Raw genomic sequence first — 16,409 nt, 5'->3', positions numbered from 1 at the left:
GCCGGCACCGGCAGTGGGCCCCGCCGGCAGGGCCGGGGCGGCAGCGGCCTCCGGGCCCGCCACCGCCGGACCCGCGGCCACCGCCGACGCCGCGGCCACCGCCGGACTGGCAGCAGCCACCGCCGGACCCGTCGCCCGGCCCGCCGGAGGCAGCAGCACCGGGTCGATCCCCGCCGCCGCCAGCCCCTCCGGGGCCGTCTGCGCCAGCGGCACACCGATCCGGGCCAGCCGCAGCGGCATCAGCGCCTCCACCGGCGCCTTCCGCCGCCACGCCCTCCCGTACCGGGCCTGCAGCCGCGCCTGGTAGATCAGCCGGTCCTGCTCCATGCCGACCGCCTGCTCGTACGAGCGCAGCTCCCACAGCTTCATCCGGCGCCACAGCTTGAACGTGGGCACCGGGGAGAGCAGCCAACGGGTGATCCGCACGCCCTCCATGTGCCGGTCCGCGGTGATGTCCGCGATCCGGCCCACGGCGTGCCGCGCCGCCTCGACGGTGACCACGAACAGCACCGGGATCACCGCGTGCATGCCCACGCCCAGCGGATCCGGCCAGGCCGCCGCGCCGTTGAACGCGATCGTCGCGGCCGTCAGCAGCCAGGCCGTCTGCCGCAGCAGCGGGAACGGGATCCGGATCCAGGTCAGCAGCAGGTCCAGCGCCAGCAGCACGCAGATACCCGCGTCGATACCGATCGGGAACACCAGCGAGAAGCTGCCGAAGCCTTTCTTCAGCGCCAGCGCGCGGACCGCGGAGTACGAGCCCGCGAAACCGATACCCGCGATGACGACGGCTCCGGCGACCACGACACCGACGAGTATCCGGTGCGTACGAGTCAGCTGCATCGCGGCCACTCGCGATCCCCTCCCCTTGTCGAGCTACAGGCAGGCACAGCGTACGGGTGACCCTGCGTCACCCGCGCCCTAGGGCCCTACTGCTTCGGCGAGGCCGAGGCCGACGGCGAAGCGGAACCCGACGGGGACTCGGAGCCCGAAGGCGCCTGGTCGTTGCCGGCATTGGCGACCGAGGTCACGACCTCCTTGGTCGCGGCGATCGCGTCCTGGAGCAGCTTCGCCTGGTCGGGCGCGCCCGCGCCCTCGTAGGCGGCACCGTTGAAGTCGAGGGTGATCACGACGTTCTGGGTGCGGGCCACGATGGTGGTGTTGAAGAAGTCGACGTCCTTCTTGATCCCGTAGACCACGGACGTGCCCTGGTCGCCGACCCCGTCCGCCTGCTCGACCTTGACGTCGTGCGCGTCCTTGGTGGTCTTCGCCAGCTCCGTCTGCTTGGTGTACTGCTCCTCCGCGCGCTTGTTGCCGCTGCCCAGGGAGGCGTGCGAGTCGTAGCGCACGAGGGAGACCGAGAGCCAGCGGTACTGCGAGCCCTTGACGCCGTCCGTCTCCAGGCCGTTCCAGGAGCAGCTGGCACGGTTGGCGAGGTCGTTCGACTTGGCGGCCGTGCCGTTCTTGTCCTTCGCGTCGCGCACGAGGGACTCGATGGTCTTGGCGGGCACCGACTTGCACGGGTCCGGCAGCTTCGCGAACGCCACCTTCTCCAGCGGGGCCGAACCCTTGGAGCTCGGCTTGGCGGACGAGGCCGACGAGGACTTCTTGCCGGAGTCCGAGCCCGAGGACTTCCCCGAGTCGGAGGAGCAGCCGGCGACGGTGAGGATCACCGGGACGGCTGCGCAGGCGAGAACGCGGGTGAGGCGCGAGGCTGATCGGTGCATGGTTCCTTCAGACGTTGGGGACATCTCGGTACTTCGGGGTGGTGCTTCGGGTGCTGCTTCAGGGGTGTGGGACCCGGGCAACGGTAGCCCGATCCGGAGCCCGCCTGCTGTGCGCGCCGTCACGCGGGCCGTGCACGCCCCCCTGGAGCGGCGCGCTCACTCGTTGAAACGCTCGCCCAGGGCCTCGGCCAACTGACGGGCCTTGTCCTGCGTTTCCGCGGCGGGCGGGACCTTGCCCGGAGCGGACGGCTGGACGCTGTACTCGACGGTGACGATGACGTTCGAGGTACGGAAGACGATCCGCACCGTGCGGGCCTGCGCGGCGGTGGCACCGGCCGCGCCCAGCTTGTCGTCCAGGAACCCCTCGTTCCCGAGCCCCTCCAGCACGCGCGAGCCGAGCTCGGGGGAGGCGGTGGGGGAGGGAGAGGGCGGGGCGGACTGCGAGGCCGCGGGGGAGGGCGCGGCCGGGGGGGTGGCGGCGGCACTCGCACCGGGACCGGGACCGGCACTCGCACTCGCACTCGCCCCGGGACTCGCCGTCGGCCCGGGGAAGGGCAGGTGCGCGTCCGTCAGCCGGCGCACGTACACCTGGCGCGCCTTGTCGTCGTCGCTCGCGGCGGCGCGGTCGTACGAGACCACCCGCTCGAAGGTGACCGACAGCAGCAGGGTCGCCTCGGGCGTCTGCGCGTTCCAGCGGCAGCCGACGTGCCGGTCGGCGTCGTAGGAGGCCTCCGCGGTCCCGGCGTAGAGCTGCTCGCGCTGCTCGGTGGTGAGGGAGTCGACGGCCGGGAGCATGGCCCGCAGCCGCTTGCCGTCGACGGCCTTGCAGGGCTGCGGCAGGCTGCGGTACTTCCCGGGCTGCGCGGGGGCGGCGGTGCTGCCGCCGTTCTTCTGGTCGCTGCTGATCCCGATGCCGTTGCCGCTGGTGCAGCCGGTCGCGCCGGCGACGAGCACGGTGAGCATCGCGATGCCCGGCAGGAATCGACGGCGTACTCGCGTGCGCTCCACGTCCATCGGCTTCACTCGCTCCCCTGGCTTCCTTGGCGTCCTCGGGAAATTCCGTTGCCGCGACTTGGGCACGGATGGACACAATGTCTATCGCACACGCTGGTGCCGGCGCCGGTTCCCTGTCTGGTTTGGGGGTATGAGCGCGGCTTTTCGCGTACTCACACTTTTCTGATGCTTTCCGGGGGATTGTTGTCTTATGTCGTATGTAGAGGTGCCCGGGGCCAAGGTCCCGATCCGGATGTGGACGGACCCGGCGTCGGTCGAGGACAGCGCGATGCGGCAGCTGCAGAACACCGCCGGGCTGCCGTGGATCAAGGGCCTGGCGGTGATGCCGGACGTCCACTACGGCAAGGGCGCGACGGTGGGCTCGGTGATCGCGATGAAGGACGCGGTCTGTCCGGCTGCGGTGGGCGTCGACATCGGCTGCGGCATGTCGGCGGTGAAGACCTCCCTCACGGCGAACGACCTCCCGGGCGACCTGTCGAAGCTGCGGTCGCGGATCGAGCAGGCGATTCCGGTGGGGATGGGGCTGCACAAGGAGGCCGTCGACCCGTCGAGGCTGTACGGCTTCTCGGAGACGGGGTACGCCGACCTGTGGCAGCGGTTCGACTACATCGCCGATGCGGTCAAATTCCGTCATGACCGGGCGGTAAGGCAGATCGGAACGCTCGGATCCGGCAATCACTTCATCGAATTCTGTCTCGATGAGTCGGGTTCGGTCTGGCTGATGCTCCACTCCGGCTCCCGGGGCATCGGCAACGAGCTCGCCGCGTACCACATCGGGGTGGCCCGGGGCCTGGCGCACAACCAGAACCTGGTGGACCGGGACCTCGCGGTGTTCCTGGCCGCGACCCCGGAGATGGAGGCGTACCGCAACGACCTCTTCTGGGCGCAGGAGTACGCCAAGTACAACCGCGCGGCGATGATGAGCCTGTTCAAGGAGGTCATCCGGCGGGAGTTCCGCAAGGCGAAGGTCTCCTTCGAGCAGGAGATCAGCTGCCACCACAACTACGTGGCGGAGGAGCGGTACGACGGCATGGACCTGCTGGTCACCCGCAAGGGCGCGATCCGCGCCGGCAGCGGCGAGTACGGGATCATCCCGGGCTCGATGGGGACGGGCTCGTACATCGTGAAGGGCCTCGGCAACGAGAAGTCCTTCAACTCCGCCTCGCACGGCGCGGGCCGCAAGATGAGCCGCACGGCGGCGAAGAAGCGGTTCTCGGCGCGGGACCTGGCGGAGCAGACGCGGGGCGTGGAGTGCCGCAAGGACGCGGGCGTGGTGGACGAGATCCCGGGCGCCTACAAGTCGATCGAGCAGGTCATCGACCAGCAGACGGACCTGGTGCAGGTCGTGGCGAAGCTGAAGCAGGTCATCTGCGTCAAGGGCTGACGGGGGTGCGTAAGGGGCCCGGACCGATCACGGTCCGGGCCCTTCGCATGTGCCCGGCCTTTACTCGCCGTCGAGGAGGAGGTCCACTGGCAGTTCGAGGGTCACGCCGACGTACTCCGGGACGGTGATGGAGGTTCCGCGCTTGTGGGAGGTCCGCAGGCGGTAGGTGCCGTTGCGCGGGTCACGGCAGACGACGACCTCGTCGTGGCGGCGGTCGGCGATGACGTAGAAGGGGACGTCGGCCTTCGCGTAGGAGTCGACCTTGGAGCCGAGGTCATCCGCCCAGTTCGAAGAGGTCACCTCGACGATGAGGCGGAATGCCTCGGGCGAGTAGCAGTTGTTCCGGCCCTTGAAGTCCAGGAAGTCGTCGGTGACGAGTGCGAAGTCCGGGATGGCGTAGTCGTCGGGCCCGGTGGGCAGCCAGATGCCGATTCCCTGGAGGAATTCCAGACCCGCCTTCATCGCACCGGCCTCGTGGAAAGCCACGGTGAGCCTGCTTGGTGTGCGGGCGTGGCGCCCATCGGCGGGTGGTGGTGTCACGGTGAGCCTCCCCTGGAGAATCTCCACTCGGTGCCTGGGAAGCTCCCTGGAGAGTCGATCGGCGGCTTCCGCGATCGTGGTCTCGTGCTGCATCACGGCCATAGCCTCCTCCCTTTCGCGGCTCACGCTTTCGGAGCGTAGCGCTGCCCGCTGACGATTCGCGTGGATTCACCCGTACGGACCCCGTGTGGTTGTGCGACGTGCAACTTCCACTTGCGGTGCGGGGGTTGACGGTGCGAGTTGGTCTAGACCAGGGTGGCGCCATGTGGAGAACTCGTGTGTTCGTCGCCGCGCTCGCGGCGTTGTCGTTCGGGATCGGGAGTGCTGGGGCGGCTCAGGCCTCGGTGGGGCTGCCGGCCGTTGTGGCGCATGTGCCGACCTCGGAGGAGGTCGTGTTCATTACGATCGATGACGGGTGGACGCATGATGCCGAGGCCGCGCGCGTGCTCGTGGAGAAGCGGGTGCCGGCGTCGCTGTTCCTGTTGCCGGGGGCCGTCGCCTATGACACCCGGTACTTCACCGACCTGGTGGACGACGGCCGGGTGTCGGTGGAGAACCACACCGTGAACCATCCCGATCTGACCACGCTGGACGCGGCCGGGAAGGACGCCGAGGTGTGCGGGGCCGGGGAGCAGCTGGCGGAGACGTTCGGGAAGGTGCCGAAGTTGCTGCGGCCGCCGTACGGGGCCGTCAACGACGAGGTGCGGCTCGCGGCCAAGGCGTGCGGGGTGAAGGCGCTCGTCACCTGGACGTACGACTTCACCACCTGGAGCCAGACGCCCCCGACCCCGCAGCTGAAGCCGGGGGACATCGTGCTGCTGCACTTCACGCCGACGCTGGCGGCCGATCTGGACCGGGCGCTGGGTGCGGCCAGGGCCGCGGGGCTGAGGCCCGCGCCCCTGATGCCGCACCTCAAGGCGGCCGGGCTGGTCTAGAGCTCGCGGTGGACCTTCGTGTTCGAGGCCTGGGCGCGGGGGCGGACCACGAGGAGGTCGATGTTGACGTGGCTGGGGCGGGTCACCGCCCAGGTGATGGTGTCGGCCACGTCGTCGGCGGAGAGGGGGTGCGCGACGCCCGCGTACACCTTCTCCGCCTTCTCCGTGTCGCCGCGGAAGCGGGTGGTGGCGAACTCCTCGGTCTTGACCATGCCGGGCGCGATCTCGATGACGCGCACGGGCTGGCCGACGATCTCCAGGCGGAGGGTCTCGGCGAGGACGCGGGCGCCGTTCTTGGCGGCGACGTAGCCCGCGCCGCCCTCGTAGGTGGCGTGGCCGGCGGTGGAGGACAGGACGACGACGGTGCCGTCGCCGCTGGCGGTGAGTGCGGGCAGGAGCGCCTGGGTGACGTTGAGGGTGCCGATGACGTTGACCTCGTACATCGTGCGCCAGTCGGCCGGGTCGCCGGTGGCGACGGGCTCGGCGCCGATGGCTCCGCCGGCGTTGTTGACGAGCACGTCGCAGCGGTCGAGGGAGGCGGCGAAGGCGTCGACGGCCGGGCGGTCGGTGACGTCGAGGGCGTGGGCGGTGGCCTCGTGGCCGGCGTCGGTGAGCTCGGCGGCGAGGGCCTCGATGCGGTCCTTGCGGCGGGCCGTGAGGACGACGTGGTAGCCGGCGGCGGCGAGCTGACGGGCGGTGGCCGCGCCGATTCCGCTGCTCGCGCCGGTGACTACGGCGGTTCGGGTGGCCGTGCGCGTGCTCATGGGCGGGGCTCCTCGTTCGGTCGCGGTGTGTGGTCGCACCGTGCGCTCGTTCGTTCGTACGGATCGCGTGCGGACGCTGGCCAGCATAGGCCGGGGTGCTGACGGGGCGCGTACGGGAGCGGTGGCGAATGGGGGGTGGGCTCGCCCTCGTTCGTGTGATGGTCCGATCGGTCGTTCTTGGAGGTGGTTACCGTCCGCGCGAGGAGGTGGTGGCGGTGCGCCGTGGTGCCGTACGGAGTGTGGTGGTGGCGGGCCTGCTGGTGGTGGGCGGAGCCGGGCCGGCGGGTGCGTGGGCCGGGCCGGAGGCCGACGTGGCCTATCACGGGCGGGTGGCCCTGAAGCGGGGGCAGCTGCGGGTGTGGATGGTGCCGCACAACGAGGGGCCGTCGGGGCTGGCGAACGCGACGGTGCGGGTGCGGCTGTCGGCGGACCTGGCGGACGTGCAGGAGCCGGCCGGGGGGTGCGCGCGGGCCGGGGAGCGCGAGGTGGTGTGCGAGACGGGGCCGCTGCCCGAGCACGGGCGGGGGCGGCACATCGGGCTGGTGCTGGAGCTGCGGGAGAGGCCGGCGGAGGTGGCGGTGCGGATCGACACCTGGTGGAACGGCGGGGCGACGGACCGCAACCGCGTCAACAACGAGCACGTGGTGCTGGCGCTGGACACGGGGGACGCCTACGCGTTCTGAGGGGTGTCCTCCCCGGGGTGCGTCAGACGGTGGCGCCGTTGCCGAATTCGGCCAGGGCCTCGCCGACGATCCGCTCCAGCCGGGAGTGGTGGGCGCCGCGCCAGTAGACGCGCTCGCAGTCGGTGCACTGCGCGAAGACGTCGTACGAGCGCTGCGTGCCGTGCTCCAGCCGGTCGCCCACGCTGTCCTTGTCGGCCTCCCGGAGGGATCCGTTGCAGGCGGTGCAGCGGGTCCAGGGGGCGAGGGCGGGCGCGAACCGGCCGAGGACGTCGCGGAGTTGGTCGTCGGGGTTGTCGCTGTAGACGTACGCCCCGGCGAAGATCTCGCGGCGGCGCAGCAGGCCCCGGTCGCGGGAGAGCAGGACGCGGCGCTCGGCGGCGGAGCGGGTGGCGAGGGCGGGGTCGCCCGGGTCCTCGTTGTCGTAGGCGGCGTCGACGCCGAGCAGGCGCAGGCGGCGGGCGAGGGTGCCGAGGTGGACGTCGAGGAGGAAGCGCAGCGGGGCGCCGGGGACCTGCTGGGGGCGGTCGACGCCGAACACCTCGACGGACTGCCCGGCCCGGGGCACGTACGAGAAGGGCACCTCGCGGCCGTCGACGAGGAGGCGGCCGACCTCGGTGAGCGGGACGCCGGCGGATTCGACGACGTGGCCGAGGCTGGAGGCGCCGTCGGTGGCGGTCGGAACGCGGTCCACGCGCCGGCTGGGCGGCGCGAAGAGGCGCAGTTCGGGGGCGAGGGTGAGCTCAATACCGGGACCGTTCACGGTGCCAAGCATGCCATCGGGGGTGGGGGCGGCGCGGCCGGTTTTCGTGAGGGGGTTCAGGAGGCGGAGGTGGTGGCGTCGTAGGCCTCGCGGTGGGCGCTGACCTCGTCGAAGTGGTTCTCGGCCCAGCGCTTGACGGAGGAGAGGAGGCAGCCGAGGCTGCCGCCGAGTTCGGTGAGCCGGTAGTCGACGCGGACGGGGACGGAGGCGGTGACGGAGCGGGTGACGATGCCGTCGCGTTCGAGGGAGCGGAGGGTCTGGGTGAGCATCTTCTGGCTGACGCCGGGGATCTTGCGGCCGAGTTCGCTGTAGCGCATGGAGCCGTTCTCGGCTTCGCCGAGGGCGCTGAGGATGAGGCCGACCCACTTGTCGCTGATGCGGGCCAGGAGCTGGGTGGTGGGGCATTCCTTGACGAAGGCGTCGTAGGCGGCACGTGCCTCTTCGCGGCGGGCGGCTGCGGTCTGGGTGGCCATGGGTGCCCACTTCCGGGTCGGGTACGCACTCCGAAGTACGTACTTACGAAAAGAGAGTACCTCTCCGTAGGTTAGTGGTCATCGGGGCGGCTGAACCGGCCGCCGAAACAACGGGGAGAGATCATGACCGGGCGCAAGACGATGCGGGCCGTGGTGGTGGACGCCTTCGGCGGGCCGGAGCAGGTGCGGGTGGCCGAGGCGGAGGTGCCGGAGCCGGCGGCCGGGCAGGTCCGGGTACGGGTCCGGGCCGCCGGGGTGAACCCGGTGGACGGGGCGGTCCGCGCGGGCGTCTTCGGCGGGGCCGGGCAGCGGATCGGGCTCGGCTGGGACGTGGCGGGGGAGATCGACGCGGCCGGCCCCGGCGCGCAGGAGTGGACCCCCGGCCGCCGGGTGGTAGGGCTGCACTACGGCAAGGTCAAGCCGCTCGGCACGCACGCCGAGTACGTGGTGCTCGACGCCTCGGCGGTGGCCCCGGCGCCCGAGTCGGTGGACGCGGCCGTCGCGGCGGCACTGCCGCTGAGCGGGCTGACGGCCGCCCGCGCCCTGGACCTGCTCGGGCTGGCCCCCGGGGACTCGGTGCTGATCACCGGCGCGGCCGGGTCGGTCGGCGGCCTCGCGGTCCAGCTGGCCGTCCGGGCCGGGCTGACGGTGACGGCCCTGGCGGGCGAGGGCGACGAGGAGCTCGTACGGTCCCTGGGCGCGACGGCGTTCGTACCCCGCGGGTCGGCTCCCGCCGGGGTGGTGGACGGGGTGCTGGACGCGGCGGTGCTGGGCGCGGCGGCCTTGGCGTTCGTCCGTGACGGCGGTGCCTATGTCGGGCTGATCCCGGGAGCGGAGCCCGCGCGGGAGCGGGGGGTGCGGGTGGTGGTGCAGGAGGTCGCCGCCGACGGGGCGGAGCTGGGGCGGCTGGCCGCGCTGGTGGACTCGGGCGCGCTGACGCTCCGCGTCGCGGAGACGTTCGGCCTCGCTGACGCCGCCAAGGCCCACGCCGCCCTGGCCGCACCGGGCACGCGGGGGCGCGTCGTCCTCACGGTCTCCTGACCCGGGCCACGGCGCCCCCCGGCCGGGGTCACGGCCAGACGAGGCAGTACGCCTGGTGGCCGTTCTCGTGGAGGCGGTGGGAGAAGTCCTGCCACTCGTGCAGCAGCTGGTAGACGTTGAAGGCGTCCCGCGGCCCGCCCCGGTCCGGCACCGTCGACCAGATGAACGCGGCCGCGCCCACCGACTCCTCGCCCACCCCCCGCAGCGGGTCGACGACCGTCATCGGCAGCTTGACCACCGCGTAGTCCGGGTGGAGCACCACCAGTTCCAGCGGCGGCACCTTGTGCAGCGGTATGCCCTCGATGCCGGTGAGGACCATCGCGGCCATCGTCTCCGGCTTGATCTTGGTGAACATGCCGCCCATGCCGAGCTCGTCGCCGCCGAGCTCCTCCGGCCGCATCGTCTGCGGGACCCGCGCGGCCGTCGCACCGTCCGGGGCGCCGAAGTACTTGTAGGTCACCCCCATGCCGCGGCCCTTGGGGAGGTCCTCGTCGCCGTCGTCCGGCTGGTCCGGGGCGTCGGGGACGTCCGGCTTGCGGACGGGGTCCGGGACGGCACTGGCGGCGGCCGCCTCCGCGGCCTCCGCGGCCCGGCGGTGCCTGCCTCGGCGGCGGGCCTCACGGGCGCGCTGCGGGTCCAGGCCGTCCGTACCCTCGCCCGGTCCACCACCGCGTTGCATATCTCCACCCGACTGGTATTGCCTGCCCCGGCTTCGCGGCCCCCGCCACGCAGCCTGATCATCATGGCAGTGACCTCCCCCGAGGCGGCGCGGTGAAACGCCCCTCCGCAAGTCTGTCGCGGCCTCTGAGACCATGGCTGGTGTGAGCTACCCGTACCCGTATGAAGCCCCAGTTTCGCAGACGCTCTTCGAGCGCGCGTCCCTCGTGACCCCCGGCGGCGTGAACTCTCCCGTCCGCGCCTTCCGTGCCGTGGGCGGTACGCCCCGGTTCATGGTGTCCGGTACCGGTCCCTACCTGACCGATGCCGACGGGCGTGAGTACGTCGACCTGGTCTGCTCGTGGGGGCCGATGATCCTCGGCCACTCCCACCCCGAGGTGATCGGGGCCGTCCAGGCCGCGGTCGCCCGCGGCACCTCCTTCGGCACGCCCGGCGAGGGCGAGGTCGCCCTCGCCGAGGAGATCGTCGCCCGGATCGAGCCCGTCGAGCAGGTGCGCCTGGTGTCGTCCGGCACCGAGGCGACCATGTCGGCGATCCGCCTGGCCCGCGGCTTCACCGGCCGCGCCAAGGTCGTCAAGTTCGCCGGCTGCTACCACGGTCACGTCGACGCGCTGCTGGCCGCCGCCGGTTCCGGTCTGGCGACCTTCGCGCTGCCCGACACCCCCGGGGTGACGGGCGCGCAGGCCGGCGACACGATCGTGCTCCCCTACAACGACCTCGACGCGGTACGGGCCGCCTTCGCCGCGCACCCCGGCGAGATCGCCTGCGTGATCACCGAGGCCGCGCCCGGCAACATGGGCGTGGTCACCCCGGGCGAGGGGTTCAACCAGGGCCTCGCCGACCTGTGCCGCGAGAACGGCGCGCTGTACATCTCCGACGAGGTGATGACCGGGTTCCGCACCTCGCGGGCCGGCTGGTACGGGGTCGACGGCGTCAAGCCGGACCTGATGACCTTCGGCAAGGTCATGGGCGGCGGCTTCCCGGCGGCGGCGTTCGGCGGCCGCGCCGACGTCATGGGCCACCTGGCCCCGGCCGGCCCCGTCTACCAGGCGGGCACGCTCTCCGGTAACCCGGTCGCCACCGCCGCCGGTCTCGCTCAGCTGCGGCTGCTGGACGACGCGGCGTACGAGAAGGTCGACGCGGTCTCCCGCCAGATCCAGGGCCTGGTGACGGAGGCGCTGGCCAAGGAGGGCGTGGCGCACCGCCTGCAGACCGCGTCCAACATGTTCTCGGTGTTCTTCACCCCGGACGCGGTCCGCAACTACGACGACGCGAAGAAGCAGGAAGGCTTCCGCTTCAACGCGTTCTTCCACTCGATGCTGTCGCAAGGCGTCTACCTGCCGCCGTCGGCGTTCGAGTCCTGGTTCGTGTCCACGGCCCATGACGAGCGCGCCGTCGAGCGCATCGCGGCCGCGCTGCCCGCCGCCGCCCGAGCCGCCGCGGAGGCGACCGCATGAGCGACATCACCGTCGTCCACGTGGTGCGCCACGGCGAGGTGCACAACCCGGACGGGGTCCTGTACGGGCGCCGGGCCGGCTACCACCTGTCCGAGCTGGGCCGGCAGATGGCCGACCGGGTCGCCGAGCACCTCCAGGACCGGGACGTCACCTACGTGGTGGCCTCCCCCCTGGAGCGCGCGCAGGAGACGGCCTCGCCGATCGCGAAGGTCCACGGCCTGGAGCTGGCCACCGACGGCCGGCTGATCGAGGCGGGCAACGTCTTCGAGGGCAAGACCTTCGGCGTCGGTGACGGGGCGCTGCGCAAGCCGGGCAACTGGAAGCACCTGACGAACCCGTTCAAGCCGTCGTGGGGTGAGCCGTACGTCGAGCAGGTCGTGCGGATGATGAGCGCGATCGAGGCGGCCCGGGACGCGGCGCGCGGGCACGAGGCGGTGGCGGTCAGCCACCAGCTGCCGATCTGGATCGTGCGGAGCTTCGCGGAGAAGCGGCGGCTGTGGCACGACCCGCGGCGGCGGCAGTGCACGCTGGCTTCGCTGACGTCGTTCACGTACCAGGACGACCGGCTGGTGTCGGTGGGGTACAGCGAGCCGGCGCGGGACCTGGTCCCCGCGCACCTGCTGGCGGGCGCCAAGCCGGTCAAGGGCAAGTCGAAGGCCTTCGGCGCCTAGCGGTGGGCGGGGGGTGCCGAAGATCGGCAAATCGCTCATGCGAAACTTTTCACATGAGCCTTAGCCGCGCCCCCCGCCGCCGCCGCTCGACCAGCGGCCGCGCCATCCTGCTGACCGCGGTGACCCTCGCGAGCGCCCTGACCCTGACGGCGTGCGGCGACGGCGGCAGCACGTCAGCCGGTTCCGCCGGCGGCAACTACGTGACGGGCCCCAGCGGCATCTCCACCGTCGCGAAGGCCGACCGGGCCGAGGCACCGAAGCTCGACGGCGCGACCGTCGACGGGAAGACCCTCGACACCACCACCCTCAAGGGCAAGGTCGTCGTCCTCAACGTCTGGGGCTCCTGGTGCCCGCCCTGCCGGGCGGAGGCCCCGTACTTCGCGAAGGTCTCCAAGGAGCTGGGCGACGCCGGCAAGGACGTCGCCTTCGTCGGGATCAACACCCGCGACAACAGCACGCAGAACGCCGCCGCCTTCGAGCAGAACTTCGGGATCACCTACCCGAGCCTGTACGACCCGGACGGCAAGCTGATGCTCCGCTTCCCCAAGGGCACCCTGAACGCGCAGTCCATCCCCTCCACGATCGTCCTGGACAAGCAGGGCAGGATCGCGGCCCGCACGCTGGTCGCGGTCAACGAGGAGCAGCTGCGCTCGATGATCGACCCGCTCCTCGCGGAGCAGTGACCTCGTGGTCCTCGATCACCTCCTCGCCGTCGAGCAGACGGGTGCGAACACCACCGTCCTCAACGGCGCCCTGCTGCTGGCCCTGCCGATCGCCCTCTTCGCCGGGCTGGTCTCGTTCTTCTCCCCCTGCGTGCTCCCCCTGGTCCCCGGCTACCTGTCCTACGTGACCGGAGTCAGCGGCGCCGACCTCGCCGAGGCCCGGCGCGGGCGGATGGTGGCCGGCGCGGGTCTGTTCGTCCTCGGCTTCACCGCCGTCTTCGTCTCGACGGGCGCGCTCTTCGGCCAGTTCGGCGACGTCTTCCAGGGCGAGAACAAGGAGATCATCTCCCGGGTCATGGGCGGCCTGGTGATCGTGCTCGGCCTGTTCTTCATGGGGTGGATCCCGGGCCTGACGATGCGCGAGTTCCGCTTCCACAAGAAGCCGACGGCCGGTCTGATCGGCGCGCCCGTGCTCGGTGTGCTGTTCGGCATCGGCTGGACCCCCTGCATGGGCCCGACCCTCGCCGCCGTCAACACCCTCGCCATCGACCAGGCCAGTGCCGGGCGCGGTGCGCTGCTGATGGTCGTGTACTGCCTGGGCCTGGGCCTGCCCTTCATCCTCGCCGCGGTCGCCTTCCGCAAGGCGCTCGGCGCTTTCGGGTGGGTGAAGAAGCACTATGCGTGGGTGATGCGCATCGGCGGCGGCATGCTGATCGTGACCGGTCTGCTGCTCGTCACAGGAATGTGGTTCAGCATCGTCAACGAGATGCAGAGCTGGACCCGAGGCTTCACGGTGGGGATCTGAGGACTACACGCACATGAGTACGACCGACAAGGCGCCCGCCGAGGCGCCCAACGAGGACGCGGCCGCCCGCGCCCAGTTGTCCACGGCCCCCGTGGACGACAACCCCGCCGCCCCCGTCGGGATCGGAGCCGTCGGCTGGGCCCGCTGGTTCTGGCGGCAGCTCACCTCCATGCGGGTGGCGCTGATCCTGCTGTTCCTGCTCTCCCTGGGCTCCATCCCCGGTTCCCTCATCCCGCAGACCCAGGTCGACGCGATGAAGGTCGCGGAGTGGAAGAAGACCCACGAGTTCTGGGTCCCGGTCGCCGAGAAGCTCCAGCTCTTCGACGTCTACAGCTCGGTGTGGTTCTCCGCGATCTACATCCTGCTGTTCGTGTCGCTGATCGGCTGCATCGTCCCGCGCACCTGGCAGTTCGTCGGCCAGCTCACCGGCCGTCCGCCGGGGGCGCCGCGCCGCCTGGACCGGCTGCCGGCCTACACGACCTGGCGTACGGACCGGGCGCCCGAGGAGGTGCTGGCCTCCGCGAAGGGCCTGCTCGGGGGGCGCCGCTTCCGCACCGAGGCCTCCGCCGGCGCCGTCGCCGCCGAGAAGGGCTATCTGCGCGAGGCCGGGAACCTGGCCTTCCACATCGCCCTGATCGTGATGCTGGTGGCCTTCGCCTGCGGGCAGCTCTTCAAGTCCGAGGGCGGCAAGCTCGTCCTGCGCGGCAAGGGCTTCTCGAACACGCTCACCCAGTACGACGACTTCAAGTCCGGCAGCCTCTTCTCCGCCGACGACCTCGCGCCGTTCTCGTTCACCCTGGACAAGTTCGACGCCTCGTACGAGAAGAGCGGCCCGCAGAAGGGCACCGCCCGCGACTTCAAGGCGTACGTCACCTACAGCGAGGGCGCCGAGGGCGAGCCGCGGAAGGCCGAGATCGAGGTCAACAAGCCGCTGGAGATCGACGGCTCGAAGATCTACCTGCTGGGCCACGGATACGCGCCGGTCATCTCGGTGACCGACCCCGCCGGCAAGGTGGTCTACCGGGACGCCGTCCCGATGCTGCCCTTCGACGCGAACCTCAGCTCCTCCGGCGCCGTCAAGGTCCCGGACGGCTACCGCAACAAGAACGGCGACAAGGAACAGCTCGGCTTCAACGCCATGTTCGTGCCGACGTTCGCGGGCGCCGGCAAGGGCACGATGCTCTCCCAGTTCCCGGCCCTGGACTTCCCCGTCCTCGCCCTCAGCGCCTACCACGGCAGCCTGGGCGTGGACGCGGGCCTGCCGCAGAACGTGTACCAGCTGAACACCTCCAAGATGCAGGAGTTCAAGGACCCCGAGGGGCAGCTGTTCAAGCAGCGGCTGCTGCCCGGCGAGACGATGACCCTCCCCGACGGCGCCGGCACGGTGAAGTTCGAGGGCATCGAGCGCTGGGCCACCTTCTCGGTCACCCACCAGCCCGCATCCGGACTGGCCCTCGCGGGCGCCGTGGTCGCCATCGGCGGTCTGGCCGCGTCCCTGTTCATCCAGCGCCGCCGGATCTGGGTCCGCGCCGTGCGCGGAGAGGACGGGGTGACCGTCGTCGAGATGGCTGGTCTGGGCCGCAGTGAGTCCGCGAAGCTCCCCGAGGAGCTGTCGGTGCTCTCCGCCGCCCTCTACGAGACGGCGCCGAGCCCGGCGGAAGCCGGGCCGGCGGAAGCCGTAAACACAGAAGAAGAAGGGGAGCGCGCATGACGCTGCTCGCGGCGGCGACGAACGAGAGCCTCGCCGATCTCAGCAACAAGCTCGTCTACGCGTCGATGGCGGTCTACACCCTCGCCTTCTTCGCGCACATCACCGAATGGGTCTTCGGCAGCCGCAGCAAGGTCGGCCGTACGGCCGCCGCGCTGACCGCGACCGCCAGGGCCGCCTCCGGGGCGGCGCCCTCCGTGCAGGTGCGGACCAAGGGCGGCGGAACGGCCGTCCTCGACAAGCCGAAGGTCGTCACCCGCTCCGCCTCGGGCGTGCGCGACGTCCCGGACGGCCCCGGCGCGGCCGGCGGCACCGAGAAGGGCGACCTGTACGGGCGGATCGCGGTCTCGCTGACCGTCCTCGGCTTCCTCATCGAGGCGGCGGGCGTGGTCTCCCGCGCGATGTCGGTGGAGCGTGCCCCCTGGGGCAACATGTACGAGTTCTCGCTGACCTTCTCCACGGTCGCCGTCGGCGCCTACCTGGCGCTGCTGGCGCTGAAGAAGAACGTCCGCTGGCTCGGCCTGATCCTGGTCACCACCGTCCTGCTGGACCTGGGCATCGCCACCACCTGGCTCTACACCGCCAGTGACCAGCTGGTCCCGGCCCTGCACTCGTACTGGCTGTGGATCCACGTCTCCACGGCCATCTTCTGCGGTGCGGTCTTCTACATCGGTGCGGCCGGCGCGGTCCTCTACCTCTTCCGCGACGGGTACGAGAGCCACCTGGAGGCCGGGCGGACCCCGGGCCGGTTCCGCACCTCGGTGCTGGAGCGGCTGCCCTCGGCGGCCACCCTCGACAAGTTCTCGTACCGGATCAACGCGGCCGTCTTCCCGCTGTGGACGTTCACCATCGTCGCGGGCGCGATCTGGGCGGGCGACGCCTGGGGCCGCTACTGGGGCTGGGACCCCAAGGAGGTCTGGTCGTTCGTGACGTGGGTGGCGTACGCCTGCTACCTGCACGCGCGGGCCACCGCCGGCTGGAAGGGCCGCAAGGCCGCGTACCTCGCGCTCTTCGCCTTCGCCTGCTGGATCTGGAACTACTACGGCGTGAACATCCTGCTCAGCGGCAAGCACTCCTACGCGGGCGTCTGACCCCGGTCGGTGGGACGCT

The 16,409-nt window shown here is 71.3% G+C and carries 18 protein-coding genes; 10 read left to right on the top strand and 8 right to left on the bottom strand.

The window, feature by feature from the left end; translation table 11 throughout:
• The 3 genes from AB0F18_RS23645 to AB0F18_RS23635 form a co-directional block, all read right to left on the bottom strand.
• A partial coding sequence (locus tag AB0F18_RS23645; RefSeq protein ID WP_362063788.1) for a DUF2637 domain-containing protein occupies positions 1-840 on the bottom strand: 840 nt, incomplete at its 3' end.
• An 86-nt stretch (positions 841-926) separates the two neighbouring features.
• Complete coding sequence (locus AB0F18_RS23640; protein WP_362063778.1) at positions 927-1,724, bottom strand: DUF3558 family protein; 798 nt, start codon at positions 1,722-1,724, stop codon at positions 927-929.
• Between the two features lie 156 nt (positions 1,725-1,880).
• On the bottom strand, positions 1,881-2,738 hold the full coding sequence (locus AB0F18_RS23635; RefSeq protein ID WP_362063786.1) for a DUF3558 domain-containing protein: 858 nt from the start codon (positions 2,736-2,738) through the stop codon (positions 1,881-1,883).
• A 190-nt stretch (positions 2,739-2,928) separates the two neighbouring features.
• On the opposite strand from AB0F18_RS23635, the gene AB0F18_RS23630 reads away from it, so the two are divergent.
• Positions 2,929-4,122, top strand: coding sequence for an RtcB family protein (locus AB0F18_RS23630; protein ID WP_362063776.1), 1,194 nt, complete (start codon positions 2,929-2,931; stop codon positions 4,120-4,122).
• Between the two features lie 60 nt (positions 4,123-4,182).
• Here AB0F18_RS23630 and AB0F18_RS23625 read toward each other — a convergent pair whose 3' ends face one another.
• Positions 4,183-4,662, bottom strand: a complete 480-nt coding sequence (locus tag AB0F18_RS23625; protein ID WP_362063774.1) for a Uma2 family endonuclease — start codon at positions 4,660-4,662, stop codon at positions 4,183-4,185.
• A 392-nt stretch (positions 4,663-5,054) separates the two neighbouring features.
• Here AB0F18_RS23625 and AB0F18_RS23620 point away from each other — a divergent pair, with 392 nt between their 5' ends.
• Complete coding sequence (locus AB0F18_RS23620) at positions 5,055-5,597, top strand: polysaccharide deacetylase family protein (protein WP_362063772.1); 543 nt, start codon at positions 5,055-5,057, stop codon at positions 5,595-5,597.
• Here AB0F18_RS23620 and AB0F18_RS23615 read toward each other — a convergent pair.
• Positions 5,594-6,361, bottom strand: a complete 768-nt coding sequence (locus AB0F18_RS23615; protein ID WP_362063770.1) for an SDR family oxidoreductase — start codon at positions 6,359-6,361, stop codon at positions 5,594-5,596. The genes AB0F18_RS23620 and AB0F18_RS23615 overlap by 4 nt on opposite strands.
• Positions 6,362-6,576: 215 nt before the next feature.
• Here AB0F18_RS23615 and AB0F18_RS23610 point away from each other — a divergent pair, with 215 nt between their 5' ends.
• Positions 6,577-7,044 carry a hypothetical protein gene (locus AB0F18_RS23610; RefSeq protein ID WP_362063768.1) on the top strand — a complete coding sequence of 156 codons (468 nt, stop codon included), beginning with the start codon at positions 6,577-6,579 and terminating at the stop codon, positions 7,042-7,044.
• A gap of 22 nt (positions 7,045-7,066) precedes the next feature.
• Here the strand turns inward: AB0F18_RS23610 and AB0F18_RS23605 are convergent, their stop codons facing one another.
• Together AB0F18_RS23605 and AB0F18_RS23600 are read right to left on the bottom strand one after the other, a co-directional pair.
• Complete coding sequence (locus AB0F18_RS23605; RefSeq protein WP_362063784.1) at positions 7,067-7,804, bottom strand: Mut7-C RNAse domain-containing protein; 738 nt, start codon at positions 7,802-7,804, stop codon at positions 7,067-7,069.
• A 56-nt stretch (positions 7,805-7,860) separates the two neighbouring features.
• Positions 7,861-8,277, bottom strand: a complete 417-nt coding sequence (locus AB0F18_RS23600) for a helix-turn-helix domain-containing protein (RefSeq protein ID WP_362063766.1) — start codon at positions 8,275-8,277, stop codon at positions 7,861-7,863.
• Between the two features lie 141 nt (positions 8,278-8,418).
• Between AB0F18_RS23600 and AB0F18_RS23595 the strand changes: the two genes are divergently transcribed.
• Complete coding sequence (locus tag AB0F18_RS23595) at positions 8,419-9,318, top strand: NADP-dependent oxidoreductase (protein ID WP_362063782.1); 900 nt, start codon at positions 8,419-8,421, stop codon at positions 9,316-9,318.
• A gap of 28 nt (positions 9,319-9,346) precedes the next feature.
• On the opposite strand, the gene AB0F18_RS23590 is transcribed toward AB0F18_RS23595, so the two are convergent.
• The gene (locus AB0F18_RS23590) at positions 9,347-9,784 is read right to left on the bottom strand and encodes a hypothetical protein (RefSeq protein ID WP_007264729.1); all 438 of its coding nucleotides are present in this window, start codon (positions 9,782-9,784) and stop codon (positions 9,347-9,349) included.
• 346 nt (positions 9,785-10,130) lie between these two features.
• Here AB0F18_RS23590 and hemL point away from each other — a divergent pair, with 346 nt between their 5' ends.
• Genes hemL through ccsB form a run of 6 tightly spaced genes read left to right on the top strand, consistent with a single transcriptional unit; the run spans position 10,131 to position 16,390 of the window.
• The gene (gene hemL, locus AB0F18_RS23585; protein ID WP_362063764.1) at positions 10,131-11,453 is read left to right on the top strand and encodes a glutamate-1-semialdehyde 2,1-aminomutase; all 1,323 of its coding nucleotides are present in this window, start codon (positions 10,131-10,133) and stop codon (positions 11,451-11,453) included.
• Positions 11,450-12,124 carry a histidine phosphatase family protein gene (locus tag AB0F18_RS23580; protein WP_362063762.1) on the top strand — a complete coding sequence of 225 codons (675 nt, stop codon included), beginning with the start codon at positions 11,450-11,452 and terminating at the stop codon, positions 12,122-12,124. Before hemL ends, AB0F18_RS23580 begins: the two co-directional genes overlap by 4 nt.
• A 53-nt stretch (positions 12,125-12,177) precedes the next feature.
• Positions 12,178-12,807, top strand: coding sequence for a TlpA disulfide reductase family protein (locus tag AB0F18_RS23575; protein WP_362063760.1), 630 nt, complete (start codon positions 12,178-12,180; stop codon positions 12,805-12,807).
• Between the two features lie 4 nt (positions 12,808-12,811).
• Positions 12,812-13,591, top strand: a complete 780-nt coding sequence (locus tag AB0F18_RS23570; RefSeq protein ID WP_362063758.1) for a cytochrome c biogenesis protein CcdA — start codon at positions 12,812-12,814, stop codon at positions 13,589-13,591.
• A gap of 13 nt (positions 13,592-13,604) precedes the next feature.
• Positions 13,605-15,302 carry a cytochrome c biogenesis protein ResB gene (locus AB0F18_RS23565; RefSeq protein WP_362063756.1) on the top strand — a complete coding sequence of 566 codons (1,698 nt, stop codon included), beginning with the start codon at positions 13,605-13,607 and terminating at the stop codon, positions 15,300-15,302.
• Positions 15,299-16,390 carry a c-type cytochrome biogenesis protein CcsB gene (gene ccsB / locus AB0F18_RS23560; protein ID WP_362063754.1) on the top strand — a complete coding sequence of 364 codons (1,092 nt, stop codon included), beginning with the start codon at positions 15,299-15,301 and terminating at the stop codon, positions 16,388-16,390. Before AB0F18_RS23565 ends, ccsB begins: the two co-directional genes overlap by 4 nt.
• Positions 16,391-16,409 lie beyond the last annotated feature (19 nt).

Origin of the sequence: Streptomyces sp. NPDC029216, from assembly GCF_040648015.1 — a bacterium.
Classification (GTDB): domain Bacteria; phylum Actinomycetota; class Actinomycetes; order Streptomycetales; family Streptomycetaceae; genus Streptomyces.
Note: the sequence above shows the minus strand (reverse complement) of the source record. Positions and strands in the feature narration are given on the sequence as shown.